This window comes from Proteiniphilum sp. X52 (genome assembly GCF_003712195.1).
In the GTDB taxonomy this organism is placed as follows: Bacteria; Bacteroidota; Bacteroidia; order Bacteroidales; family Dysgonomonadaceae; genus Proteiniphilum.
Genome location: NZ_RDSD01000024.1, coordinates 15,454 through 41,282, shown reverse-complemented (window position 1 = coordinate 41,282; position 25,829 = coordinate 15,454). Strand labels below are relative to the sequence as shown.

Annotated in this window: 19 protein-coding genes; 10 read left to right on the top strand and 9 right to left on the bottom strand. The window is 47.4% G+C overall.

What is annotated here, in order from left to right; genetic code table 11:
• Window positions 1-272: 272 nt before the first annotated feature.
• Complete coding sequence (locus D7D25_RS15065; RefSeq protein ID WP_122969758.1) at window positions 273-683, top strand: hypothetical protein; 411 nt, start codon at window positions 273-275, stop codon at window positions 681-683.
• Window positions 684-690: 7 nt separating this feature from the next.
• Here the strand turns inward: D7D25_RS15065 and D7D25_RS15060 are convergent, their stop codons facing one another.
• The 4 genes from D7D25_RS15060 to proS form a co-directional block, all read right to left on the bottom strand.
• Window positions 691-1,605: a DUF368 domain-containing protein gene (locus D7D25_RS15060; protein WP_122969757.1), complete on the bottom strand. Its 915-nt coding sequence runs from the start codon at window positions 1,603-1,605 to the stop codon at window positions 691-693.
• Window positions 1,606-1,968: 363 nt separating this feature from the next.
• Entirely contained in the window at window positions 1,969-3,507 is a 1,539-nt protein-coding gene (locus D7D25_RS15055; protein WP_122969756.1) for a helicase HerA-like domain-containing protein, read from the bottom strand.
• 257 nt (window positions 3,508-3,764) lie between these two features.
• Window positions 3,765-4,670, bottom strand: a complete 906-nt coding sequence (gene menA, locus D7D25_RS15050) for a 1,4-dihydroxy-2-naphthoate octaprenyltransferase (RefSeq protein ID WP_122969755.1) — start codon at window positions 4,668-4,670, stop codon at window positions 3,765-3,767.
• A 51-nt stretch (window positions 4,671-4,721) separates the two neighbouring features.
• The gene (gene proS / locus D7D25_RS15045) at window positions 4,722-6,203 is read right to left on the bottom strand and encodes a proline--tRNA ligase (protein WP_122969754.1); all 1,482 of its coding nucleotides are present in this window, start codon (window positions 6,201-6,203) and stop codon (window positions 4,722-4,724) included.
• Window positions 6,204-6,599: 396 nt separating this feature from the next.
• On the opposite strand from proS, the gene D7D25_RS15040 reads away from it, so the two are divergent.
• Window positions 6,600-8,417 (top strand): DNA mismatch repair protein MutS, encoded by a 1,818-nt coding sequence (locus tag D7D25_RS15040; RefSeq protein WP_122969753.1) that lies wholly within the window; start codon window positions 6,600-6,602, stop codon window positions 8,415-8,417.
• A gap of 76 nt (window positions 8,418-8,493) precedes the next feature.
• On the opposite strand, the gene D7D25_RS15035 is transcribed toward D7D25_RS15040, so the two are convergent.
• Together D7D25_RS15035 and D7D25_RS15030 are read right to left on the bottom strand one after the other, a co-directional pair.
• Window positions 8,494-9,873 carry an MFS transporter gene (locus D7D25_RS15035; protein WP_122969752.1) on the bottom strand — a complete coding sequence of 460 codons (1,380 nt, stop codon included), beginning with the start codon at window positions 9,871-9,873 and terminating at the stop codon, window positions 8,494-8,496.
• Window positions 9,874-9,974: 101 nt separating this feature from the next.
• Window positions 9,975-12,545: a glycoside hydrolase family 2 protein gene (locus D7D25_RS15030; protein WP_255417338.1), complete on the bottom strand. Its 2,571-nt coding sequence runs from the start codon at window positions 12,543-12,545 to the stop codon at window positions 9,975-9,977.
• 123 nt (window positions 12,546-12,668) lie between these two features.
• On the opposite strand from D7D25_RS15030, the gene D7D25_RS15025 reads away from it, so the two are divergent.
• The 4 genes from D7D25_RS15025 to D7D25_RS15010 are packed head-to-tail and all read left to right on the top strand — an operon-like array spanning window position 12,669 to window position 16,511.
• Window positions 12,669-14,870: a bifunctional (p)ppGpp synthetase/guanosine-3',5'-bis(diphosphate) 3'-pyrophosphohydrolase gene (locus D7D25_RS15025; RefSeq protein WP_122969750.1), complete on the top strand. Its 2,202-nt coding sequence runs from the start codon at window positions 12,669-12,671 to the stop codon at window positions 14,868-14,870.
• A complete protein-coding gene (locus tag D7D25_RS15020) occupies window positions 14,866-15,219 on the top strand; it encodes a transposase (protein WP_370453862.1) in 354 nt (117 codons plus the stop codon). The genes D7D25_RS15025 and D7D25_RS15020 overlap by 5 nt, the downstream gene beginning before the upstream one ends.
• A gap of 41 nt (window positions 15,220-15,260) precedes the next feature.
• Complete coding sequence (locus tag D7D25_RS15015; RefSeq protein ID WP_122969748.1) at window positions 15,261-15,695, top strand: hypothetical protein; 435 nt, start codon at window positions 15,261-15,263, stop codon at window positions 15,693-15,695.
• Window positions 15,696-15,713: 18 nt separating this feature from the next.
• Window positions 15,714-16,511: a hypothetical protein gene (locus tag D7D25_RS15010; RefSeq protein ID WP_148038952.1), complete on the top strand. Its 798-nt coding sequence runs from the start codon at window positions 15,714-15,716 to the stop codon at window positions 16,509-16,511.
• A 793-nt stretch (window positions 16,512-17,304) separates the two neighbouring features.
• On the opposite strand, the gene D7D25_RS14995 is transcribed toward D7D25_RS15010, so the two are convergent.
• Window positions 17,305-17,751 carry a 2-amino-4-hydroxy-6-hydroxymethyldihydropteridine diphosphokinase gene (locus D7D25_RS14995; RefSeq protein ID WP_158602640.1) on the bottom strand — a complete coding sequence of 149 codons (447 nt, stop codon included), beginning with the start codon at window positions 17,749-17,751 and terminating at the stop codon, window positions 17,305-17,307.
• A 95-nt stretch (window positions 17,752-17,846) separates the two neighbouring features.
• On the opposite strand from D7D25_RS14995, the gene D7D25_RS14990 reads away from it, so the two are divergent.
• The 3 genes from D7D25_RS14990 (at window position 17,847) to D7D25_RS14980 (ending at window position 21,483) form a co-directional block, all read left to right on the top strand.
• A complete protein-coding gene (locus D7D25_RS14990) occupies window positions 17,847-18,017 on the top strand; it encodes a hypothetical protein (RefSeq protein ID WP_185140271.1) in 171 nt (56 codons plus the stop codon).
• A 94-nt stretch (window positions 18,018-18,111) separates the two neighbouring features.
• A complete protein-coding gene (locus D7D25_RS14985; RefSeq protein WP_122969743.1) occupies window positions 18,112-19,878 on the top strand; it encodes an IS1634 family transposase in 1,767 nt (588 codons plus the stop codon).
• 210 nt (window positions 19,879-20,088) lie between these two features.
• Window positions 20,089-21,483, top strand: a complete 1,395-nt coding sequence (locus D7D25_RS14980) for a nodulation protein NfeD (protein ID WP_122969742.1) — start codon at window positions 20,089-20,091, stop codon at window positions 21,481-21,483.
• A 139-nt stretch (window positions 21,484-21,622) separates the two neighbouring features.
• On the opposite strand, the gene D7D25_RS14975 is transcribed toward D7D25_RS14980, so the two are convergent.
• Window positions 21,623-21,907, bottom strand: coding sequence for a hypothetical protein (locus D7D25_RS14975; protein WP_148038951.1), 285 nt, complete (start codon window positions 21,905-21,907; stop codon window positions 21,623-21,625).
• Between the two features lie 247 nt (window positions 21,908-22,154).
• On the opposite strand from D7D25_RS14975, the gene D7D25_RS14970 reads away from it, so the two are divergent.
• A complete protein-coding gene (locus D7D25_RS14970; protein WP_122969779.1) occupies window positions 22,155-22,886 on the top strand; it encodes a 1-acyl-sn-glycerol-3-phosphate acyltransferase in 732 nt (243 codons plus the stop codon).
• Between the two features lie 315 nt (window positions 22,887-23,201).
• On the opposite strand, the gene D7D25_RS14965 is transcribed toward D7D25_RS14970, so the two are convergent.
• Window positions 23,202-25,826 carry a carboxypeptidase-like regulatory domain-containing protein gene (locus D7D25_RS14965; RefSeq protein ID WP_158602639.1) on the bottom strand — a complete coding sequence of 875 codons (2,625 nt, stop codon included), beginning with the start codon at window positions 25,824-25,826 and terminating at the stop codon, window positions 23,202-23,204.
• Window positions 25,827-25,829 lie beyond the last annotated feature (3 nt).

The window sequence follows — 25,829 nt, the reverse complement described above, 5'->3', positions numbered from 1 at the left end:
GACCTCCGAAGGTAAGCAAAAGTTTAAAGGGAAAATACCCTTTTTTGTTATTTAAGTGTCATATATTCAGTGTTGTATCGATGAGATTACACGGTTTGTCCATTGAAAAGCCGGTTTCGTCGACAAAAACAACCTGTTGATCTATTCTCCGATTATTTTCATTTTTTAAACCCTTTTTTCAGAAATAAGTGTATATTTGAGCAATATATTTGGAAAGTATTCAGAAACAAACGAATGTGTTCCCGGAGTAATATAACTTTAATTCAACGGTTGTGGAAAAAAGATATAAAGCGGACAACGGACTTGGGAATCTTTTCTGGGGAATTGTTTCACTCTTCCTCTTAGGTGTGGTTATTTACAGGTTCAGACACGGCGAGAGAATCTGGATGGATTTTATTTACTTTGCTTTTGCCATTGTTTTCATTCTCTCGACCACCATAAAGGAGTATGCTGTCACTGAACGGAATTTTTTGGAGATCCGTTTTGTACTGAAATTGTTTTCAAAAAACAGAAGAATAGCTATTGGTGATATAATAGGATTGCAAAAAATAAAGAAGAACCAACTCCGCATCGACAAGGTACGGGGTTTTGAAGTGCTGGGAGTCAATGAGGCGGATATAGACGGCCTGATAGCCGAGCTGAAAGGGAGAAACCCGAGGATCAGGATCGCTGGAGAGGAGTGAAACTTGTCTAAAACATTTCTTCCCTCGGATATTTCTCTTCCACTTTGCTGAAGAGCCATGAGGCGACGGTGCCTGCTATGAAAAGCAGAAGGCTCATAAGCAACGCTCCCCAAAAAGTTAACCCGGCCGCGGCAAGTTGTTCAGCGGTGAATGCCGGGAAAACTACGGTGGGGAAAATGGCCAGTGAGGAGCCCACCACCATTCCCAGAATGAAGTGGTACATGCCGGAGTAATATCTCCTGAAAAGCCAGGAAGCCAACTTGGCAAAGAGCAGCACACAGACGATAAACCCGATAATCAGCGGAATAATGACACCAAAATCAAAATCTTTAATACCGATTGCCATCTTGTCATAAAGGCCGAAATAGATAAGGAAATTGGAAGGGCTCATCCCCGGGACGATCAGTCCCAGTCCCATCAGCAGCCCTGATCCGAGCCATACCATGAGGTTGGGGGTTACTTCGGTAAGTTGTTGTCCGCCGACCAACATCAGCGCAAAAATGGCGATCGTGGTGACAATAAGAATGCCCATGTCTGACGATTTTCTTCCCTGCTTCCCGGCTGTTTTATAGAGAGACGGAAAAGTTCCTGCCACAAATCCCACGAAAAGAGAGACAAACAGCGCGGCATATTTGCCGAAAGCCTTTTCTACCACTACGGCAAAGAGAACGATCCCGATAGCGGCACCGATTGCCACGGGAAGAAAGTAAAGTGCATTTTTCAGGAATTTCCGCCGGATATCGGCAAGAAAGCGGATCAACGGATCATAGATGCCGAAGATAACAGCCAACACGCCACCCGACAGTCCGGGAAGGATAAATCCGATCCCCACGAGGACACCCTTCAGAAGACGGATAAACCAGTCCGCCACGGGGTTAATCTGTTTTTGTTCTCTTATAATCCCGCTCTCTTGTTCCTTCATTATTCCCTGTTATATGATGGTTTTTTCTTCCAGTCGTTTTCACGCCCCAGTAGAAAGTAAATAATTTGCCTCCCGCTTGCTCGGGAGGCATGAAATAGTTGCAAAGATATAATATTTATATGTTTTGAGCACCTTCAGATGACGAAAAGATCACGCTCAAATTTCACCTCGCCGGCCCCGCGCCCATGAAAACAGTCGTCGGTGTGTCATTGCGATTGCCTACCTTGATATTAGCGGCAATGGTGCCGGAAAAGAGGATGACGTTCCGCCTCATCACTCTTTGTATATTTCTTCCTCTTATTTGGATCAAATACCTGCCATGATGGCCAAAACAAGGAAGAGGAAACAAATTCAAATAGTCTCTTATTTTTTTCCGAAAAGCGTCCCGAAAATACTGCGGGTGATGGTTTTTCCCAGTTCGTTGCTGACTTGCCGTTGTACGCTTTTTCCTACCTGGTTGAGGATATCACCCAGATAACCCTGATCGGCTTTCCGTTGCCGTGCTGCCGTGCGCTTTGCTCTCTCTTCTTCGAGGGCAGCCTTCTGTGCTTCTTTCTGCTGACGGACACGCTCTTTTTCCTCTGCGGCGAGACGCCGTTCTTCTTCAAGCAGCTCCTGTTTTTTGGACAATATTTCAAAGGCCGATTCCCGGTCGATCAGTTTTTCGTATACGCCGTAAATCAGGGAGCTGCGTATCAGCTGATCTCGTTCACCCACCGTTATTGGTCCTATCTGTCCCTGCGGCGGGAGGATATTGGCACGCTCCACCATTTGCGGAGCCCCTTTCTCGTCAAGAAACGAGACAAGCGCCTCCCCTGTGTTGAGCTGGGTAATAGCGTCGCCGGTATCGAATGCGGGATTGGCACGGAAGGTGTTGGCCGCTACTCGTACTGCTTTCTGGTCGTTTGGCGTGTAGGCGCGCAGCGCATGCTGCACACGGTTCCCCAGCTGCCCAAGGATGGTTTGAGGAATATCTGCCGGATTTTGGGTGCAGAAATAAATACCCACGCCTTTGGAACGGATCAGGCGGACGATCTGCTCTACTTTTTCGAGTAGTGAGGCAGGCATGTCGTTGAACAGCAGGTGGGCTTCATCGAAGAAAAAGACCAGCTTGGGCTTTTCCAGGTCACCCACCTCGGGAAGTGTTTCATATAAGTCGTTGAGTAACCACAACAGGAAAGTGGTATATACCCGTGGTGATCTCATCAACTTGTCGGCAGCCAGGATATTAATTACTCCTTTGCCTTGTTCGGTTTGGATGAAATCGGTGATTTCCAGGTCCGGTTCGCCAAAGAATTTGTCGGCGCCTTCGTTTTCGAGCCGGATCAATCCCCGTTGGATGGCGCCGATACTTGCCGGGGAGATGTTTCCGTACCGGGTGGTGAACTGCGTCCGGTTGTCGCCCACATATTGCAACATCTTCCGCAAGTCTTTGAGGTCGATCAGCAGCAGGTCATTATCGTCGGCAATCCGGAAGGCCATGGAAAGAATGGCTCCCTGTGTCTCGTTCAGATCCAGCAGACGTTCCAGCAGCAGCGGCCCCATGGAGGTGACGGTAGTGCGTACCGGATGCCCTTGCTCGCCGAATACGTCCCAAAAGCGTACAGGAAACGGTTTGTATTCGAATCCTTTTTCCGGCAGGTTATATTGCTCAACCCGTTTTGCAACACTCTCCTTGTTGCCTCCTGTTTTTGCCACTCCGGACAGGTCGCCCTTCATATCGGCGGCAAACACGGGCACTCCCATGTCACTGAATGTTTCGGACAATGTTTGCAAGGTGACGGTCTTTCCGGTACCGGTCGCGCCGGTAATAAGACCATGGCGGTTTGCCATCCTGGGTACAAGGCATACTTCCGCACTATTGTTAATGGCTATAAAAGCGCGTTGGCTGTTATCGAACATATTACCAATTATTGAATGTGTAAGTAGCGCAAAGTTAACAAAATAATTGAAATGCAAAATTGAATTATGATATTGAGTTAAATTTTTTCTGTTGTAAAAATTATACTATACCTCGGTCACTTCATATTCAAACTGGAGCGAGTCCGGCAGAGTTTATCAATTGGAATTGCCAGATGAATTCAAAGTGAATGCTTCTTTTGTTTATGGGTTCGACAAGGGTCGGGTGGGAGAGTTTCTTATGCCGTTCCCCGTCCGCTTTAGATGTTGATACATGCCGAAAACAGCAATGACAGCAAAAATCCCGATAGCGATGTAAGCCTGAGATAGGGGTCGAGCGCATGGCCGTTTTTCCGGCGAATGCCATCCATCATCCTGAACAAAAAGAGAAAAATGAGCAGGTAAAGGTAGCGGTACCAAGGTACCGGTTCGTATAGATTGCTGTATCCGAGAAAAAAGAAAAATGAGGCGAGGGTCAATCCCCCATGATATGCTTTTGCCCGGCTAAGCCCCAATTTCACAGCAATGGTGATTTTCCCCGAGGCTCTGTCATTTTCTATATCCCTCATATTGTTGATATTTAATATCATGGTGCTGATAAGTCCCATCCCAATGGCAGGCATGACCGGTTCAAAACTGAACCCGTGGGTATGAAGAAAATAGGTACCTATCACCGGTACGGGGCCAAAGAAGATAAAAGCCAGCAAGTCACCCCAACCTCTATAGCCGTAGGCGCGCTTTCCCAGCGTATAAAAGAGTGCCGCGAGAATGCTTAATCCTCCCAGGCCGATTAGTATGGCCGCGGAAGACCAGTGAATATAAGCAATGATATTCAGAATCAAAGAAAGTCCGGTAAGGATACAGATGGAGGAGAATAGGGCAATAGCCCCTTTCATTTCCCGGGGTGTGATCTTTCCACTTTGCAAGGTGCGTGTGGGCCCTTGCCTGCGACCGGTAGTGTCGGTCCCTTTCTGAAAATCACCCAGATCGTTGGAAAGATTGGCCAGTATCTGGATGGAGACAGCCAACAGGAGGGTGAGCATGAAGGTGGTCATACTGAAACTCCCTTCGTGCAAGGCCAGCCCGCTTCCCAGGACGACAGTGGCCACAGCCAGGAAAAGTGTCCGCGGACGAAAAGCGGAAAGCCAGTCTTTTACTGTTGCCATGGGGATAGTGAATAGTGAAGATCCACGTCGCTAAAAATGAATTTTCGGTTTTTAGTACGCCCGTGCAAAGAGTACCCGTTGTGCCGACGGCTTGCCCGTTACCATGCATTGACCGGGTGTTTTGTCTCCATCGAGCGGAATGCAGCGGATGGTCGCCTTGGTTTCCTCCTTTATGCGCTCTTCCGTTTCGGGAGTACCGTCCCAGTGGCAGAGCAGGAATCCGCCTTTCTCTATCTCCACTTTGAATTCCTCGTAGGAGTTCACTTCGCGGATTTGGGAAGCGCGGAAATCCGCCGCTTTCTTGTAGATGTTTTCCTGCATTTCGTCCAGCAGAGACTTGATGTGGTTTTCAATATTGTCACAGGGCAGCGTCTCTTTGGTGAGAGTGTCGCGGCGGGCTACCTCGATGGTGTTGTTCTCCAAGTCGCGTCCACCCATGGCCAGACGTACCGGCACCCCCTTGAGTTCATATTCCGAGAATTTCCATCCCGGTTTCTTGTTGTCGGCATTGTCGTATTTCACGCTGATGCCGAGGGCTTTCAGCCGGTCTATGATGCCGGCTGCCTTTTCGTTGATCTGTTGCAGTTGTTCACTATTCTTATATATAGGGACGATCACCACCTGATAGGGAGCCAGTTTGGGGGGGAGCACCAGTCCGTTGTCGTCGGAATGCGACATGATCAGGGCGCCCATTAACCGGGTGGAAACACCCCAAGAGGTGGCCCATACATAGTCGCGTTTCCCGCCCTGGTCAGTGAATTGCACGTCGAACGCCTTGGCGAAATTCTGTCCCAGGAAGTGGGAGGTGCCTGATTGCAACGCTTTACCGTCCTGCATCAATGCCTCGATAGTGTAAGTGTCGATAGCGCCGGCGAACCGTTCGGATTCCGATTTCAATCCTTTCACTACCGGCATGGCCATATATTTTTCCGCGAATTCCGCATAGACATTGATCATCCGTTGTGCCTCATCGATGGCTTCCTCTTTTGTGGCATGGGCTGTATGGCCTTCCTGCCATAGGAATTCGGCTGTACGCAGGAAAAGGCGCGTACGCATCTCCCACCGCACCACGTTGGCCCACTGGTTGATAAGAATCGGCAGGTCGCGGTAGGATTGTATCCAGTTCTTGTAGGTGCTCCAGATGATGGTTTCCGAAGTGGGACGTACAATCAGTTCTTCTTCGAGTTTGGCTTCCGGATCGACCACTACGCCACTGCCGTCGGGTGCATTTTTAAGGCGGTAGTGTGTTACCACGGCGCACTCTTTGGCAAACCCTTCCACATGATCGGCTTCACGGCTAAGAAAAGACTTTGGGATGAACAACGGGAAATAGGCATTCATGTGTCCTGTTTCCTTGAACATGTCGTCTAACTGACGCTGCATCTTCTCCCATATCGCGTAACCATACGGTTTGATCACCATACAACCGCGCACGGCGGAATTTTCTGCCAGTTCGGCTTTAATCACCAAGTCGAGGTACCATTGGGAGTAATCTTTACTGCGGGGCGTAAGCTCCTTCAATTCTTTAGCCATTTTGTTATAGTTCTATTACATTAGACTATTTCTACGCTCGGCAAAGTAAATAAATTCACTTTGCACTTGCTTGACGAAATAGTTCAATTTCATTAGACTATTTCTACGCTCGGCAAAGTAAATAAATTCACTTTGCACTTGCTTAACGAAATAGTTCAATTACATTAGACTATTTCTGCGCTCGGCAAAGTAAATAAATTCACTTTGCACTTGCTTAACGAAATAGTTCCAATATTTTCTTTGCGGGTGCAAAGATAATAATTAATGTGCTAAGGTGAAATGAGGGAGGATGGAAACCTCAAAAAATTGTATCTTTGGCGGCGTGTTTTTTAATTCAAGTGATACTTCTGGGCTATGGATACCCTGCAAAATATCTGTTAGTATAGACTTTAACTAATGAATAGTGATTTATCGATTGAAGAAATGAACAAGGACTATTATAAAAGCAAAATAGAGGAGAATAGTATAGCGTTGAATAAGATAAGATCCCGGTTAAGGATATTCCCTTTTCTGAAGCTGCTGTTCTTTCTCACAGGTGTTTTCCTGGTGATTGCCACCTATCGATGGGGATGGGACAGGACAATCTGTTTTATCCTCGCCGCACTTTCGCTTGCAGTTTTCTCGTTGTTGTACAAGTGGGATGAGCACTATCTGCAAAAGAGGGCTTATCATGGGGCTTTACAGCGAGTGTACACGGATGAAATCAGTTTTCTGGATGGCGATTACAGCCCTTTCGATAACGGAGAACCATTTATTGATAAAAAGCATGCCTATTCTTATGACCTGGATATTTTCGGTGAGAACTCCATTTATCATATGATCAACCGGACAGTGACGCATGAGGCAGGTGCTATCCTGGCTGAGAAGCTGAGTTCAATTCCGAAAAGCGAAGAAGAGATTGTGGCAAGGCAGGAGTCGCTTTCGGAATTGGTGCGAAAAGATGATTTCAGGCATCAGTTCATGGCTGTCTGCAAAGGTTTCGATGAAGAGAAAAATGACTACAGGCTGATCACTACCCACAAGGGTGACAATACCCTGCTGACCTCCAAAACAGGGTTACTCCTTCTCTGTATCTCTATCGCTATTACCCTGACATCGCTGATATTGGCATGGTTGGGGTACCTGCCCTGGGCGGTATTCGTCACCTTGTTCATGATTCAGCTTTTCTTGCCGGTGATCTTTAGCCAGGCGCTGAACAAAGTCGGTGCCGACATAGGTTTTCTCCATAAAAATAACCGGATACATGCCGATTTGTTGCATGTCGTGCATCAGGAAACTTTTGAAGCTTCCCAGAACAGGACTTTAAAAGAGAAATTATTCGGCATCCACAACTCTCGTGAAGCGTTGAAGGAGCTTTCCATCCTGTTGAAGAAATTTGACCAGCGCCATAATGCTTATATCCTTGTGTTGCTCAACGGCTTTTTTCTGAGGGACCTGTTCCTGTTACGGCAATTCTACCGGTGGAAAAACAATTATCTGTGTCATCTCCAATCCTGGATCAGTACATTGGCGGAAATGGAAGCGAGGGTGTCGCAGGCTACCTATATGTTTAATCTGCCTGAATTCATCCAGCCGGAAATCACGGCACGCGCAGATCTTCTTCTGGATGCATCCGGGTTGGGGCATCCGTTTATATCCAAAGAAAAACGGGTAAACAATGACATACTCATCATCAAAAAACAGTTTCTGATTATTACCGGCGCCAATATGGCCGGGAAAAGCACCTTCCTGCGCACGGTGGGTGCCAATTATATATTGGCGGTCAGTGGCATGAATGTGTGTGCCTCGAAGTTCAGTTTCACCCTTTTCCATTTATTCAGCAGTATGCGCAACACAGATGATCTCTCATCGGGGACCTCTTATTTCAAGGCGGAGTTGGAAAGGATGAGGGAGCTGATAAGGTATTGCCGTTCTCACCAACATACTTTAATCATTCTGGATGAACTGTTAAAGGGAACCAATTCCAAAGATAAACTTGACGGTTCGATATTGTTCCTGAAAAAAATGAGGGAATTACCCGTGACGGGCATTATCGCTACCCACGACCTGGAACTGGCAAAATTGGAGAATGACCTGCCTGGCTTGTTTCTAAATTATTGTTTCGAGATATCTCTTTCCGAAGAAGAGCGGTATAGTTATAAAATACAGAGAGGTGTTTCCAGAAATCTCAATGCCACTTATCTTTTACAAAAAATATTGAGGGAAGAACTGTGATGACTTTTATTCAAGACCCAACAAAAAATTGCTGAAAAACAATGGATGAAAAAAATCAAAACAGTTTCTCAGCCTTTTACACTTTTCTTTTCAAATTTCCACGGTTGAATGAGAAGTAGATACCCGGCACGCCGATCAGGGAGAAGATGATAAATCCCCATCGCATGGCCTGTAAAAAAACGGAATTGGGTACTTCCTCTATCGACCGGTTACCGAACAACAGCGCGAAGATCAGGGTGACAATGCTCATGCTTATGATCTGTCCGAATACCCGCATGGAAGAGGCGAGTCCCGAAGCTTGTCCATATTGCCGTCTCTCTACCGAACTCATAATGGTATTCATGTTGGGAGAGGAGAAAAGGGCAAAGCCGACTCCCACCCATATAAGGATGGCGACAATGATCCAGATGGCCGTTGTGGGGCCGAGGAAAGCCAGCATGCCTAATCCGGTTGTGCACATGGCCATGCCGGTGGTGGCAAAGTAGCGCGGCTGTATCTTGTCGGACAGTTTTCCCACGATGGGAGAGAAGAGGGCCATCATGGCCGGTTGCGCCACGATTACCGCGCCCGCGTCGCGTGGCGAGAGCCCCTGTACCTTTTGCAGGTAGAGGCTGAGGAAAAAGACGATGGCGAAGGTGGCGGTATAATTGATAAGTGCCGACAGGCTGGAGTAGGTGAAAAGGCGGTTGTGGGAGAAGAGCCGCGTGTCGAGCATCGGATGTTCCGCCCGGCTTTCATATCTCCAGAAAAGGAAAATCAGCATTACTGCCCCGGTCATCATTCCCCAACCCACAGCGGAAGGGATCAGTGAGGAGCCGTAGACCAATGCGGCGAGTCCCACCATGAAAAGGAAGGTGCCTGTTTTGTCTCCGCCTTTTGCAGATGTGTGTTTGGTTTCATCATTCTTCAGGAAAAGATGGGAGATAAGGATGGTGAGCAGCCCGAAGATAGCGGCAATCAGGAAAAGGGAGCGCCAGCCGACATGAAGAGTGATAATCCCACCGATGACGGGGCCCAGCGCCAGTCCCCCATAGACGGAAGCCACGGAGATGCCCAGTACCTGCCCCCGTCGCTCGGCCGGGAACGACGATACTAAGATAGCCTGGCCCGTCGTGCCGGTAAAAGCAGCGCCAATACCCTGCAGAAAGCGTGCGCCAACGAGCCAATACCCGTTGGGTGCCACATAACAGATGGCTGAGGAGACGGTGAACAATATCAGCCCCAGTTTGAATAATCGCCGGTTGTCGCTCCTGTCGCCCCAGCTTCCCGCCGGAAGCATGAAAAGCGCCATGGCCAGTATAAAAGCGGTGATGACCCAGCTCAGCTCGATGGCATTGAGCGCCAGATCCCTTTCAATGGTGGGCAGGGCGATATTGACCGCCGACACCAGAAAAGTACCCATAAAGGAGGTGACCGCCACCACCAATAATATTGAAAAGTCTTCTTTTTTCCCCATTGCGTTTTTAATTACCCATTGGCTGATTTCTAATTGCCAATTACTTCTTTTATCATGTGGCGCCTCATATTTCCCCTTTCCCGCTTTTCCACCTTTTCACATTAGTAAGTTTCCCTGACATGTTTCACCGTAATAGGGGTTTTGTCAGCCGCTTTCAGTGCGGGGGAAGTGATGGTGATGGTTCTTTTCTCTCCCGGTAGCAGATCGATGAAGTTATCGCTGAAGCGGGCGCCCTGGATGGGTATCTCCACAAAGACGTCTTTTGCCAGCTTTTTGCTTGAAAGGGTCACCCTGTATTCTCCGTCGCGGTATTGCACATTGGTTTTCACTTCCGTTTCCGGCAATTCCAGTTTGTTGGGCCAGTAGAAGAAATGATCCTTGGAAGAGATCACATTCCCTTTACTGTCGCTCAGGAAAGCATGTATCATGGTATGCCTCTTTTCTGCTTCACTTACCAGTGCTGAGATATTGAATGTTTTGACGATCCGGCTGTCGTTGGCTTTGGCATTGACACGCTCGGTAAATTCGTTCCGTTTTCCTGTCGAGAAGTCTATCACCTGCACGGTCAAGCTGAGGTTGTCATGGTCCTGGAGATAATCGGACATAGTGTAATAATTCAGTTTACCATCCTTAGACTCGACGCCCAAGGCCAGGGGAGCCAACACATCCCGCATACGGTAGTGTTGCGCTTTCCAGTTGTTGTAGTAGTCGATACTCGACCAGGAAACCACCGGCCAGTCGTCGTTGATTTGCCAATAAAGCGCTCCCATGCAATAGGGCCTTCCACGACGCATCGCTTCCACCGACTCCTCCATGCCGTTGCCCTGCATCACCAGACCGATATAGACAAAATCCTCGAAATTTCCCGGTTCCGGATAATACATATCCATATATTTTTTGATAAGGGAGTTGCCGGTCGATGCTTTCTGATGCACCGTCATGACCTCACTTTCAAGGCTCCATTGATCCTCGGGAGCGAAAGATCGGATGGTTTTCATTTCAGGGAATGACTGAAAGCCAAATTCGCTGGCGAAGCGGGGTAACCGGTCTGCCATTCCTTCAAATGGGAGATGCCCGTACCACAACCCCCAGTCGTGCGCGTCGCTTGCGGCGAATTTCTCGGGATTTCCCCAGTTCGAGTCATAAGGCGATCCGTGGATATAGCTGCGTGTACCGTCAAATTCGTTCACTAATCCGGGGATCAGTTCTCGGTATGTTTTATCGTACCCTTTGAACCATGCCTCCATCACTTCGGCCGGGTATTCTTTTTGCCAACCCCAGTGATTAAGGCCCTCTTCTATCTCGTTGTTGCCGCACCAGAAGGCGAGCGAAGCGTGGTTGCGGAGACGTTTGATATTGTAGATCGCCTCTTCCCGCACATTGGCCAGAAAAGCATCGTCGGAAGGGTAGGGCACGCAACCGAAGATGAAGTCCTGCCATACTAAGACACCCCTTTCGTCGGCCTGACGGTAAAACTCCTCGTTTTCATAAATGCCACCTCCCCATACGCGTACAAAATTCATGTTGGCCGCGGTGATGTTGTCAAACAGTCTTTCGTAAAAACCGGCATCCTGTTGGGTTGTGAAGATCTCACCGGGGATGTAGTTGGCTCCCTTGGCAAAAACGGGCATACCGTTCACTTCCACGTAGAATGATTTGCCGTGCTCATCCGGTTCCTGTACCAGCCGAACTGAACGCAAACCTGTCCGGACAGTTTTTTTTGCGATTTCCCGGTTGCCCGACACAACGGTCACCGTAAAATCATAGAGATGTTGTTCTCCCCAATGCGCCGGCATCCATCTTTTGGGTTGATTGATTTCCAGGGGTAGAGAGAGTTGATTTTTACCCGGTTGCAAGGTGATATTCTTTGAAATCGGCTTGCCTGCACTCACATTACCCTGCAAACCGTATTCAATGGTGATGACGGCTTGTGCCGGTTCGTTGGATAGGGAATGGATCTCTATCTGATTGTCGATCTTGGCGGACTGTTCCGTCACGGAGGTCTGCTTTACATAATAATCTTCTATATGGGCATCGTTGTAAAAATTCAATGACACCGGTTTCCAGATACCCATCTGCACAATCCGTATGCCCCAGTCCCATCCGAAATGATAGGGAGCTTTACGGTTATATATGCTTAGCTTTTCTTCCCGGTGGTCGTTCCCCGCCGGATAATCGTATCCAAAAGTAGTCCTGGCGGGCATCATCAGTTGTATGGGCGAATAAAAACGAATATAGAGGTGATTTTCCCCCTCCTTGAGTAATTGCTTCACCGGCACCTTATATCCGATGAACATATTTTCGGAGCGGAGAATGCGTGAACCATTCAGAAACACATCGGCATGGGTATCCAGTCCCTCAAAAAAGAGTTGCGCCTCGTCGTACTGTAACTGGTCATCCGTCACGGTGAACGTTTTTCTGAAATCCCAGTTTTCATCCTCCACCCACTGCACTTTTTCTTCGTGGGTGCCATAAAAAGGGTCAGGCAGCACATTATGCCGCACCAGGTCGCGCTGTACCGATCCCGGCACTTCCGCAGCATACCACTGCCCTTTGTTCATTTGTGAAAATTCCCAGCCTTCATTCAATAAAAGGATTTCACGCTGCTGCGCTGATAAAATAAAGGGCATTACGAGAATAAGAGGAAATAAAAAAGATAGATTTTTTCGCATAACAAACGGATTTGATTTTGCCTGCAAATATAGCCATTTGTTCCTGAACTTTTAGCCGCTTCTTCTTTGATATTCGGGAGAAAATTATAAATTTGTGAATGGAAAAGCAACAAATCAAAGAAAATGAGAGAGGATACTTTTACGGACCGTGGTGAGTTTTTACGACTCTATGGCAGGCTTTATTCCTTTTTCAGGCAGGAATGGGATCTGCGAAGGGTGTGGGGACTGAAAGAGTTGTTGCGCCGGTCCTTTGAAAAAGCGGAAGAGCAGCCTGGCAGCGAGACGCTGTATCGCCTGGTGTCGGCCATGCGGACGGCCGTGATTATTATTGATGAGATAGGGCTGAGGCAACCGGCAGTATGCGCGGTCTTGCTTTTTCATAGCGTCGCGGCCGGTGACCATTCTCCGGATGAGATCGAGCGGCTATTTGGCAGTGAGGTGGAGAGTATTCTCAGGGGATTGAAAAAAGTGAATCAATTCAGTGATAAGAAGACGGCGGTGGAGTCGGAAAACTATATCAAGTTGCTGCTTTCCATCGCTGAGGATATCCGGGTGGTATTCATTATGATAGCGCGACAGCTGCAACGTATGCGCGATGCGAAGGGGAGAGCGCCGTCACACAAGTTGGATCTGGCGGTGGAGTCCACTTATTTGTATGCCCCTCTTGCACACCGGCTGGGTCTCTATACCATCAAGTCGGAGCTCGAAGACCTCTCCCTGAAATATACCGACCGGGAGCAGTATGATTTTATTGCCCATAAGTTGAATGAGACGAAGCGGTCGCGTGACCGTTATATCAGTGAGTTTATCGGGCCGGTAAAGGAACGTCTGGATAAAACAGGGCTGAAATATGATATCAAGGGGCGTACCAAATCGATCCATTCCATCCAGAACAAGCTCAAAAAACAGAAGATTGAATTTGAAAATATTTATGATCTGTTCGCGATCCGGGTGATACTCGATTCACCGCCGGAACAGGAGAAAGCCCAATGCTGGCAGGTATATTCCATCATCACCGATATGTATCAGCCCAACCCCAAGCGGTTGAAAGACTGGCTCTCCATTCCCAAAAGCAATGGATACGAATCGCTTCATATTACGGTGATGGGACCCGACGGAAGATGGGTGGAAGTGCAGATACGGTCGAAACGGATGGATGAGATCGCCGAACGCGGGCTGGCAGCACATTGGAAATACAAAGGCGTAAAGGGGGAGACGGCCCTGGATAACTGGCTGAGTTCGCTGCGGGAGTCGCTGGAAGACAGCGAAACCAATCTGAGCCAGAAGTTGACCGATTTCAAACTCGACCTGTACGACGAGGAAATTTTTGTATTTACCCCGAAGGGAGATCTGCTCAAGCTTCCCAAAGGAGCGACAGTGCTCGATTTCGCTTTCGCCATTCACTCCAACCTGGGAGCTGCCTGTATGTCGGGAAGGGTGAACGGGAAAAATGTGCCCATCAGGCATGTCCTGAAAAGCGGCGACCAGGTAGCGGTCAATACCTCGTCGCATCAAACACCCAAGCAGGATTGGCTGAGTTTCGCGGTAACTTCAAAAGCACGGACCAAAATACGCCAGTTGCTGAAGGAGGAGGCCGGCAAGCAGGTGGATATCGCAAAGGAAACGCTGTTACGGCGGATGAGGAACCGGAAAATTGAAGTGGATGAACCACATCTGATGCAACTCATCAAAAAACTCAGATATAAGACTGTCACCGACTTTTACGTGGATATCGCTTCGGAAAAAATCGACGTGAACTGGGTGATCGACCGCTATCTGGAATTGGAAAGTAAGGAGTCGGAAGGCAGGGAGAGCCATCCTGTGGTGAGTGCCGGAGAGTTTACTTTAAAGAAGCCCTCACCTGAAATGACAGGTTCCGATGAGTTGATTATCGACCAGAACCTGACCGGTGTGGATTATAAACTGGCGAGATGTTGCAATCCTATTTTCGGAGATGATATTTTCGGCTTTGTCTCTTCGCAGGGGATCAAAATACATCGCGCGAGTTGTCCAAATGCCCATGATCTGTTCTCCCGGTTCGGTTACCGCATATTGAAGGCCCGCTGGTCGGGTAAGGCAAGCTCTTCCAGTTATACTATTGTGTTGAGGGTGATAGGGAATGATCAACTCAATATTGTGGCCAACCTGATGTCCATCATTTCGAAAGAGGAGGGTGTGCAGATGCGTTCCATCACCATTGATTCCAACGACGGCCTTTTCCAGGGAAATATCGCTGTGATGCTGGGAGATACTTCGATGCTCGACCAGCTAATTAAAAAAATGCGCGCGGTGAAAGGTGTGAAATCCGTTTCAAGATTGAATTGAAGGTGGTCGTGGTAAACCCCGGGACTCCGTCCATCACCGAAACGGAAACGACATTGGGGAAGAGGTCAGGAAAGAGATGGAAGAAAGGCTGGGGAAACTGCTTGAAAGGCCTCCGGTTTACACGAAAGAAAACGGAGAGGATACCGAACTTGATAAACTCAAAAAAGGCATTGCCAAACACCGGGATTATATCTTTACTTTCCTCTCCAATCCTGAGGTTCCTCCCACGAACAACAACTCCGAAAAAGCATTGAGACCGGCCAAGACGAAATTGAAAGTCAGCGGGTGTTTTCGTTCCGAAGAAGGAGCCGAGAACTACGCCACCGTTGTACACAAAGTTTGCAGGTAGTAAGGGTTCTTTGTATTATCATTCACTTAGAATCAAACGGAATGAAAACAAAAACATTTTTATTATTTACGGTGATTTCCATATTTCTACTCGTAATGATTGGAGGGTGTGAAGAAGAAGCCAAACTGAAAGTTCCAGAGGAAGAACAATCGAGTGAACAGGCACAAACTCGCCTTGCCAAAGAACGAGCATGGGTTTATCGTGTAAAGCCAGGAACAGTAGAATGGAGCTTGTTAAAAAGCGAGGAAGAACGAATAGCTGCCGTTCAGATTCCTGAAGATGTATTGATGAGATCATCTTCAGATGAAATCGTAGACTTTTTTGTTGATTTTCCTCTGTTTGGATACTTTACGGCATTTAACACCCCTCAAGAAGGATTCCTTATAATGCTATCCAGTTTTAATATTTTTCAACATTTGCTGTCAAGAAAAGACGTAGGAAAAGATTTGATCGGACAATTTTATCAAAAACGTTAACAATCAAAAATGATTACAATGAAAAAACTCCTTTATATTTCATATCTGGCATTGGTGTTTGCTGGATGTTCGCAAGACGATGATTTATCGTCTGTAACGAGAGATGACTGGAATGCAATCAAATCCAGATATGGGACTTATCAACAGAGATGTGGTAGCGTTTCCGATGGGATTCAGTATTCTGCTAACTGGACAATAAAAGACGCAGAAGCATTTGTTGTCAGCGATGAAACAATCCGATCCATGAGTACATGCGGTTTATTAGATACTTACCTTACCCATCCTGAACGGGTATTGGGGCCATGGTGTGAGGCGTGTTCTTATTCTCTCCATCCGGGAGTGACAGAGTTCAACAATATGGTCAATAATGACAAAATTTTAAAAGAGATTTTCGGTAGGGATAACTGTGTTGAAGTTTTAGCATCACGGTATCTTTCGATGATAGAACAGGGTGAAGAAGTAATAGGGCGCAAGAAATGTTTGGAAATGATAATAGCAAGTGATGCGTGTATATCTTTACTAAAAGAGGAAGAGAGGGTTCAATTTATGATGATGGCGTTGAAGATGATGAATCGGGAGAAGAAGTTGTTGAAAGAACCGAGACATATCCTGGTTGCTATCATGAAAGCAGGTAACTATACTCCATTCCTTACAGAAGCAAATAAGGATGGTAAATACAGCGCTTTCAAGACAGAAGATGGTGTGGGTGACCCTCAACGAAATGGTCTTAGTGAAAATACATGGGGGTATGATATATGTGTTTATGATGTAGTTGAAAAATACGCGAAACTTTTTTTGAATGACTTAAAAAGATAGTTATGAAAATACATTAAGTATGTAAGATAAATCTTATTTTGTCAATAATGATGATTAGTGCATATGCTAATGCACAATATACTAATGTAATTATTTATACTCCTAATAATACTCCTGTTGTAGCAGGTCAGTTTATAGGAGCGGATTATACGTCAAAGGAAAAAGATGATTTGAAAAAATATTGGTTGAGAGTTTACATTCGATGTATTACCACAGGGATTCACGGTGCTGTGGGGTACAAATAACAGTAATCTAACACTGGTTTCAGGTCAGGGTACTAGTAAAGCTGTATATAGAAAAACAAGGAATGGTTCGGATATGATTCAGTGCAAAATTGTGTATAGCAACTGCACGACTAATGTAGCTCCATTGAGAGTCCATTTTGGGGCGCCGGCAATACAAAGAATTGCAGGGCTGCAAAGCCCTCCGAATGGACAGGAAGCTCGATATGAAGCCATTCTTCCAGATGGAGCTCCGATCCCGTCCAATTTCGAATGGATATTGAACCCCAGAGGCCGAAACTCTGTTTATCCTTCTGGTCGTTTTGTCGATATTGCTTTTTATGATCCGGGAACATACCAGCTTGTATGTCGGGCAACGAATAGTTGTGGTGTGGGGGATTATTGTGTTATAACGTTGAATGTTACCAACTAAAAGCTAAACAAAAATCGAGAAATGCACTACTGTTATCTTTTACGAAATTGAGTTCGGAAACACCTAAACAACTCCGTCTACCTTGTCAAAGCATTACAAGTGTGGATGGAGTTGCTTGAATTTATTCCCAAGATACCTGTTAATCTTCCTCTTCCGTGATTTCAGTGTCTGTTATCGTATCGGCAGTGTCCGGCATGCCGGGAATCGTTACCTCAAGGTCCGACAGGGTGGGTAATAGCTGCTGGACGTAATCCCTCTCATAGTCCTGCGGACGGAGAATCCGACCGTCATATTGAATCAGATCGATATCAATGATCATTCTGCCTAAATACTTATCCCTGGGAGTTCGTCCTACAGCCCGTTCCGTTTGTTTGATCTTGTCAATAACCTCTTCCGGAGACATTTCTGTATTGGCTTTTGCAAGCACATTCCGAAAAAGGTAGGCATACTTATCGTCTTCCGGCTCAGTCAGGATGGGCTCACTGAAAACAATATCGGGGAAAAGAAATAAAAGCATTCTCTTGGCTTTGTCGATATTGGTTTTGGCGAACGTGTTTGATCCTATGCTTAGTAAAATTGCGCTCATACTGATAAATTGAAGTACAAATATAGACATTTTAAATTAAAATGAATAGTGAATCGCAAAATCTATTATCTTTGTTGTATTAAACCTTGTGAAAAATGAGAGAATTTCAAATCATATTGTCCCTGTTTCTTCTGATCCTTTCTTTTGATCTTTCGGCGCAGGATGCCAAACCCATGATATACCGGATCAATATAAAGGAAAATATAGGCAGTAATACATGGATATATCTCCAGAACGGACTTCATCACGGTAGTTTGACACAATAAATTTTCGATTTTTTTGATAAAAGACCCCCAGAGGTCTTTTTTTTGTCAAATATTATTTCTATATTTGTGGTATATATTGGTAGATATTAAAAACATGAGACTAGTAGCCAAGAAAAGCGGACGCTTCACCTACCTCTATGCCATCAAGGGGTATCGCGCAGATGACGGAAAAAGCACAACCAAAGTTGTGGAGAAGTTCGGGACTGTTGAAGAACTGCGCGAGAAGTTGAATGGTGAAGACCCGATTGAATGGGCAAGGACTCAAGTTGCCGGGATGACCGCACTTGAAAAAGAAGGGAACAAGCACGTCATTATTGACTGCAACCCCATGGCGCTTATCCCCAAAGGCGAGCGGCGCTCGTACAACGGCGGCTACCTGTTCCTTCAGAAAATATATTACGAACTGGGCCTGGACTACATCTGCAAGAAGATAGCGAGGAAGCACAAGCTGCTGAAGTATGACCTGAACGGCATTCTTTCGATGTTGGTATACACCCGGATACTGTATCCGGGGTCCAAGCGGTCCTCGTTGGAAGATGCAAGGAAGTTCCTCGAGCAGCCGGAGTGCGCGCTGGAGCAGGTGTACAGGGCGTTGTCGCTGCTGGCCGGTGAGTTCAACGAGATACAGGCCGGCGTGTACAAACGCAGTCTCAAACTCGGGAAGCGCAATACGCGGGTGGTGTATTATGACCTGACGAACTACTTCTTCGAGTGTGAAGAGGAAAGCGGCTTGCGCCAGTATGGCCACAGCAAGGAGAACCGTCCGCTGCCCATCGTGCAGATGGGCCTGTTCATGGACCACGACGGCTTCCCGCTGGCGATGTGCGTCGAGCCGGGGAACACGGCGGAGACCGGCACGCTCAAGCCGATGGAGCAGATACTGAGGGACAAGTTCGGCCTGTCCAAGCTGGTGGTCTGCACCGATGGAGGCCTTTCAAGCTATGAGAACCGCAAGAATGACAGCGTGGGAGACAGGTCATTCATTACCGTGCAGTCACTGAAGAAGTTGAAAAAGCACCTGCGGGAATGGGCCCTGGACAGCAAGGGGTGGCGTATTGCCGGTTCGCGGGGCAAGGAGGAGTATGACATCAGCATCCTGGACGCAAAGGAGTACCATGAGACTCTCTTCTTCAAGGAACGCTGGGACCCCACGCTGATGTCAACTGGAGAGACGTTGGAGCAGCGCGTCATCGTGACCTTCTCGTTCAAGTATCAGGAGTACCTCCGCCATGTCCGCGAACGTCAGATAGCCCGCGCCAAAGCTTTGCTTGCCAAGGGACGGGGTGCCACCTCAAAGAAGAAGAGCCCCAACGATGCCAAGCGCTTCATCAAGGCCGAGCATGTCACCGCGGACGGTGAGCTGGCCCAGATAGAGAACTTCTCGCTCAATCAGGAGATGATAGACCAGGAGGCGCGCTTCGACGGCTTCTATGCCCTGTGTACGGACCTCGAAGACCCGGCCCCGGCCATCATCGAACTCAACGGCGGCCGTTGGATCATCGAGAACGGCTTCCGTATCATGAAAACCGACTTCGATGCCCGGCCGGTATACGTGAGAAGGGACGACAGGATCAAGGCGCACTTTCTCACTTGCTTCCTGGCACTGCTGGTATACAAGTATCTGGAGAAGAAAGTGAACCGTGGCGGGAAGCACTTCACAACAGATGAGATATTGGATACGCTCAGGGGGATGGACTTCCTAAGCATACCCGGTGAAGGATATATCCCCACTTACACCAGGACGGACTTGACCAATCATCTCCATGGCAGTGCCGGCTTCAGGACAGACACCCAGATAGTAACCAAACAGAAGATGAGGAGTATCATCTCACAGACAAAGAAAAGAGAAAAAGAGGATTGACAGGGAGGAGGCTCCCCCCCCCACCTCTATATACCACAAAGTCAGAAAAAACAGCAAGGCCACAAATCGCCCGTACAGCGGCCTGTGGCCTTGATCTATCACCAGTCTGACAAAATCAAAGTGTCAAACACCGGAATATAGACATTTTAAATTAAAATGAATAGTGAATCGCAAAATCTATTATCTTTGTTGTATTAAACCTTGTGAAAAATGAGAGAATTTCAAATCATATTGTCCCTGTTTCTTCTGATCCTTTCTTTTGATCTTTCGGCGCAGGATGCCAAACCCATGATATACCGGATCAATATAAAGGAAAATATAGGCAGTAATACATGGATATATCTCCAGAACGGACTTCATCAGGCCGCCGGAAAAGATGCGGCCGCAGTGCTTTTACATATGAATACTTATGGAGGGAGCGTGCTGGAGGCCGATTCTATGCGCACGGCCATTCTGAATGCATCCCTTCCCGTATATGTTTTTATTGACAATAATGCCGCTTCCGCCGGCGCGCTGATCTCCATTGCCTGCGACAGTATTTTTATGCGCAACAGTGCCTCTATCGGTGCTGCGACAGTGGTGGAAGGAGGGAGCGGTGAAAGGGCATCCGACAAACATCAGTCCTATATGCGCGGTATCATGCGTGCCACAGCCGAGAGCCATGGCCAGATAGTGACTGTTAACAATGGGGATACCATTAAAAAATGGAGACGCGAACCGAAAATTGCCGAGGCGATGGTGGATGAAAAGGTTGTGATACCCGGTTTTGCCGACTCCACACAGATACTCACCCTTACAGCCAGCCAGGCTAGCGAGTTGGGCTATTGCGACGGTATCGCGGAAAGTGTGCATGAAGTGATCGTGACCCATCTGGGGTACAGCGACTACACTTTAGAGACCTATAATCCCTCTTTTTATGATAAGGTCAGAGGTTTTCTTACCAACGGGATCGTGCAGGCATTCCTCATCATGTTTATCATAGGAGGTATCTATTTTGAATTGCAGTCGCCCGGCGTAGGCTTCCCCACAGCCGCAGCCGTTACGGCCGCGATCCTCTATTTCACGCCCCTTTACCTGACGGGGTATGCCCAGAACTGGGAAGTGCTGCTGTTTGTCCTGGGGCTAATCTTTATTGTCTTTGAAATATTTGTCGTCCCCGGTTTCGGGATAACCGGTATTCTGGGAATAGTCTTTGTCTTTTCGGCATTGGTGCTCGCACTCATAGGCAATATACGGTTTAACTTTGAAGGATTACCCGCCATGGAAATGTTCAAGGCGCTGATGGTTGTCTTAGGTGGTACGGGTATGGGGCTGGTGCTTATTATTTACCTGTCGGGCCGGATCGGCAAACCCGGCTTCCTGCGGTTCGCGGCATTGCATGCCGATCAGGAAGGATATGTGTCCGTATCGATGGAGCCGGTTTCCATGGTGGGCAAGAGCGGTGTGGCGGCCACTGATCTTCGTCCTTCGGGCATGGTGAATGTGGATGGTGACTTTTACGATGCCATCTCACTGAAAGGTTTCATTGATAAAGGAGATGAAGTGGTGGTGAAGCGGTATGAGAATTTCCAGTTGTATGTGGTAGGGAAAAGTGCGCAAAGGTGATTTAATCTCCCTTGAATGCTATTCTAATACTGGTACTGGCGATAAGTAGGGGAAAATCAAAAACACCCCGGGTTGAAACCCCGGGGTGTGTATTTTTTTCTCGTAATCTTTATATTCTGTGGTGAAACAGATGGTTTTTTCAGTTATAAGCAGCTATTTCTTCTTCGGAATAAGCCATTCTCTTTGAAATGAAGAAGATGGCATAGGGGACTATCAACAATATAATTGCCCAGATAATATTACTCACCATACTGCCTTTTTTCATGTTGTTCACATAGATGTGTCCCAGTAATCCCTCAACTACCAATATCAGTCCGATGATTAAATTGGTGTTATTGGTTGCACACGTCAAAAAGGGAATCACCAAAATAGCAACGCCAATGAGCATTACCAATACCCCGATGTTTCTCGCTAATTCTTTCATGTGTGTATAATAATTTATGTTTCTGATTTCGTAACGCAAATAAACACAAAATTCAACAAACAAGGAAATAATTTGAGATAAAAATTTTATATTCAGCGAAAAAATGAACTTCGCAGATAAAAAAATGACTTTTTATCGCTTTGCAATGCTCAAATTGTATATTTTTGTGAAAAAGTTTCCGTGGATGTGGACGAGAGACAGGGAGGCTGGTAAAAATGAAGAGTGACCACACTAAAACTGAATGGTGATGAAAAAAAAACTTGTTTTTTTGTATCAATGGCTCATATTTGTGCCGATCTTTATTGTGCTTACCCTTATCACGGCATTGACGGTAATGGTGATGGCTCCCCTCTTCGGAAGCAAGTTCTGGGGTTACTATCCTCCCCAATGGTGGTCGAGGTTGACCTGTTGGCTCGCGCTTTGTCGTGTGAAGACCAGAGGGCATGAAAACCTGGATCGGCGACAATCCTATGTGTTTGTTGCCAATCACCAGAGCGCATTTGATATTTTCCTGGTGTATGGTTTTCTGAACCAGAATATCAAATGGATGCAAAAGCAAAGTCTGCGGAAAATCCCGTTCGTGGGATTTGCCTCAGAAAAGGCCGGTCACGTGTTTGTGGACAATACCAATCCTAAGGCACGGGCAGCCTCTATTAAGAAGGCGAAAGAACAGATAGTGGATGGCGTCTCCATGGTGATATTTCCGGAGGGAGCACGTACCCGGAGTGGTAAAATGGGGCGTTTTAAACGGGGCGCCTATTGTCTGGCCCATGATATGGGCCTTCCCGTGGTGCCTCTGACTATAAACGGTGCTTATGATGTCCTGAAGAGGGATGGTTTTCGTCTCAGGCCCGGAAAAATGGAACTTGTGATCCATCGGCCAATACCCACCGCATCACTTGCAGAGGCAGAGATACCTGGCTTGATCGATAAAACCAGGGATACCATCTTTTCCGCATTATGGGAGCAATACAAATAAAAGGAGCGGATCTTTAAAATTGGCAGAATTGTTCGGGCCTATATATAAAAAGAAATGGTTGTCTCACGACAACCAATCTTCATTGTTAACCTTAAATCTAATACCATGAAAAACACGTTGCAAAATTAAGACGATGATTCCGTTTCTCCAAACAATCCGGCAGGAAATATTGGCCTTTTAATTTTATTTAGTACTTTCAAGCCTACTCTTGTACCTAAAAGAATATTGGTTGATCTTTGTTTACATATTTTCGGGAATTGTTTTGTTTTTAGTCGTACATAGGATAGTAATGACGAATGGGCAACAGTGAATTATTCACAGTATTTTGAACCTTACCCTTAACAACACTTCCGCCGGACGCAATTCATATACCGAATAATAACTGCTGATATCGCTATAGGAATAGGTCACGAATTGCCGGCTGTTGAAAATATTTGTCCAGTCGAGCATCCAGTCCGCGTTCTTCATCCTGTACCGTGCTCCCAGGTTTCCGAACCAGGATGAACGGGCAGACGATTCGATCATGTTATTATAGTAATGGTTGATTGAAGCGGTCAGGGTAAACCCTTTCGCGGGGATCAGCGATAAGGCGATGTCCTGTGTGAAATAATTTACCGGTGCCATTTCATTGTCCCTGATTCTGGTATGGCTATGCCGGTAGGAAGCACCGTATTTTATAATCATCCGTCGCCCGATATCGGTAGTGATACCAGGGGAAAGGGAATAGCCGGTTGAACTGTAGCCGGAGACTATCCCCTGGTGCAGGGTTGCCGATTGATTACGGTCATAACCGGTACTGAATCTCACTTCGGAGTTGATCGCATCGATGCTTTTACCGATGGAATAAACCGCACCCCAATCATGCGAGGTGTGGGGATGGAGAATGGCTACGCTGCTGCTCAGGATACCGTTGTATCCTACATCGTAAATCATATTGCGCAATGTGTTGTTGTAGAACAAACGCAGTGATGTAAAGAGGGTGGTGAACGGGTTCTTATAATTGAAGCTTAGGTTTGCCCATGTGCGGCTGTTTTTCGACAACAACCCGTCGCTGCGGTTCATGCTGCGGTAGGTGTTCAGTATATATCCCCTGTAATCCTCATTCACCGAACCGATATGGTTGGAAAAGGAAATATTGGAAAAGATAGCCAGTCTGGTACTGAATGGATATTGGAACCACAGGTAGGGTGAAACGAGCAGATGCCCTCTCTTTTGCCTAGTCTGTCTTATCCCGTCTTCCCTGTTCAGGAACAGGTAGTCCAGGGGAAAGGAAAAGTACAATTGGAGACCTGATGGAGGCCTGTACCCGAACGACGGGGAGAAATTGAGTTTTGCTTCCGTACGGCTGGCATTGTTTTGCAAGGTATCTGCGGCAACCGGCGTATGGGCAGTGCCCGAAAGCAGGCCCGACTCCATCCTGTAATGCAGGAAGGAGGCTCCGGCAGTGTGCCCGAAGCTAAACCGTTGCAGGTCCCTATGTCCGGATACGCTGGCCGAGGCATTGAACCGGTCGAAAGAAATATCCTGCCGGATAAGCGGGCCGGAATTCTTCAACTCTTCGAACAATACGGGTGAGACATCCAGCGAATGGCGCCGGGTGGTATATGCCACGTTTGCCTTTATCCGGTTTCGCCGTGAGTCATTCCGCCGCAGGTAGTCGAAGTCGTTTTCAATATGGAAGGAGGGGAGCTGCAGGAACTGGGCCACCGGTTCACTACCCGCGATATTGCCTGTATGGGTATTCCATGAAGAGCGTACATTGAGTTTGTTGTTCAGGAAGTAGTTGTCGGTATTGCCTTCGAGGGTGACTGACCCTTCCAGTTCCCGTTTCAGCAGGCGGGCATCCATCTCCTCCGCTATCTGCAGGGTATCGGAAGGAGTCAGGTAGATATCCTGCCGTGAGAAGCTGCTGCTTTTCTGTTTGTCGTGCAGGAAGTTTATGTTGGTGGTGAGTGCGAGGTCTTTCTTGATCCCTCTCAAATCGTTCAGCGATACCAGGTGGGCATCGTTGAAAAGATAGTGCTGTTCCCTGATGGAAGGCGGGGCGGGGGCAATCACCGATAAGAGGTTGGAGGGGCCGCTTCCGAAATGGTCGTAATAGGAAGTCAACTCTTTGCTGATATCCCTTCCGGTATTGTCGCCCTTATACACCAGCAGGTTTTGTTGCGAGCGGGTAAAGCGCATGCCCACGGCCTCATTGCTGAGCAGGATTGGAGGAAGCCCTGTCCCCAGTTGTGCCGTGGCAAAGAAAGCACCCATGGCCGACTGTTTCAGTTTCAGGTTGATGGCGGCATTCTCGGGTATCTCCATCCCTTTGAGTGCCTTGATGGGCTGGTGGTTCTCGAGTATCTGCACCGATGCCACCTTGGAGGCATCCACGTTTTGGGTGGCCAGGCCGTATTTGCCTTGGAGCAAGTCGAGCCCCTCGATATAGAATTTGCTGATCTCCTTGTTCTGGTAAAGGATCTGTCCCGAAGAGAGCACCTGCACGCCGGGCAGTTTTTCCAGCACGTCGCCGATGCTGCGGTCGGTCTCATCCATGAAACTGGCCACGTCGTAATGGATGGTGTCGCCCAACTGGCGTATTTTGGGCGCTTTCACGACCACCTCTTTCAATTCCATCGTCTTCTCGGTAACCAGAAATTCCACCAGTTTGGCATCACTCTTTACGGTCTTCGACTGCCGTTCGATGGTCATGGCCGATACGGTCACCGTGACCGAGTCGGGGAGGTGGTTGCGTTTCAGGATGAATGTGCCGTCTTCCGCGGTCATGGTATAGGCCAGGATGGAGGAAGAACCCACAGGGTGCATCGTGACTGTGGCCGAAACAACGGGTTTGCGGTCTTGTGAATCCAGCACCCTTCCTTTGATCTCCTGTTGGGCAAACGAAGGGAAACAGCTACAAATCAGCAGCGAGATCAGTAAATAACGCCTTGCCACATT

Bases quoted from the DNA above. Each gene is read 5' to 3' on its own strand.
- D7D25_RS15060 (WP_122969757.1), bottom strand. From the start codon at position 1,605: ATGAAGGAACAAGAGAGCGGGATTATAAGAGAACAAAAACAGATTAAC.
- D7D25_RS15055 (WP_122969756.1), bottom strand. From the start codon at position 3,507: ATGTTCGATAACAGCCAACGCGCTTTTATAGCCATTAACAATAGTGCG.
- menA (WP_122969755.1), bottom strand. From the start codon at position 4,670: ATGGCAACAGTAAAAGACTGGCTTTCCGCTTTTCGTCCGCGGACACTT.
- proS (WP_122969754.1), bottom strand. From the start codon at position 6,203: ATGGCTAAAGAATTGAAGGAGCTTACGCCCCGCAGTAAAGATTACTCC.
- D7D25_RS15040 (WP_122969753.1), top strand. From the start codon at position 6,600: ATGAATAGTGATTTATCGATTGAAGAAATGAACAAGGACTATTATAAA.
- D7D25_RS15035 (WP_122969752.1), bottom strand. From the start codon at position 9,873: ATGGGGAAAAAAGAAGACTTTTCAATATTATTGGTGGTGGCGGTCACC.
- D7D25_RS15030 (WP_255417338.1), bottom strand. From the start codon at position 12,545: ATGCGAAAAAATCTATCTTTTTTATTTCCTCTTATTCTCGTAATGCCC.
- D7D25_RS15025 (WP_122969750.1), top strand. From the start codon at position 12,669: ATGAGAGAGGATACTTTTACGGACCGTGGTGAGTTTTTACGACTCTAT.
- D7D25_RS15015 (WP_122969748.1), top strand. From the start codon at position 15,261: ATGAAAACAAAAACATTTTTATTATTTACGGTGATTTCCATATTTCTA.
- D7D25_RS15010 (WP_148038952.1), top strand. From the start codon at position 15,714: ATGAAAAAACTCCTTTATATTTCATATCTGGCATTGGTGTTTGCTGGA.
- D7D25_RS14995 (WP_158602640.1), bottom strand. From the start codon at position 17,751: ATGAGCGCAATTTTACTAAGCATAGGATCAAACACGTTCGCCAAAACC.
- D7D25_RS14990 (WP_185140271.1), top strand. From the start codon at position 17,847: ATGAGAGAATTTCAAATCATATTGTCCCTGTTTCTTCTGATCCTTTCT.
- D7D25_RS14985 (WP_122969743.1), top strand. From the start codon at position 18,112: ATGAGACTAGTAGCCAAGAAAAGCGGACGCTTCACCTACCTCTATGCC.
- D7D25_RS14980 (WP_122969742.1), top strand. From the start codon at position 20,089: ATGAGAGAATTTCAAATCATATTGTCCCTGTTTCTTCTGATCCTTTCT.
- D7D25_RS14975 (WP_148038951.1), bottom strand. From the start codon at position 21,907: ATGAAAGAATTAGCGAGAAACATCGGGGTATTGGTAATGCTCATTGGC.
- D7D25_RS14970 (WP_122969779.1), top strand. From the start codon at position 22,155: ATGAAAAAAAAACTTGTTTTTTTGTATCAATGGCTCATATTTGTGCCG.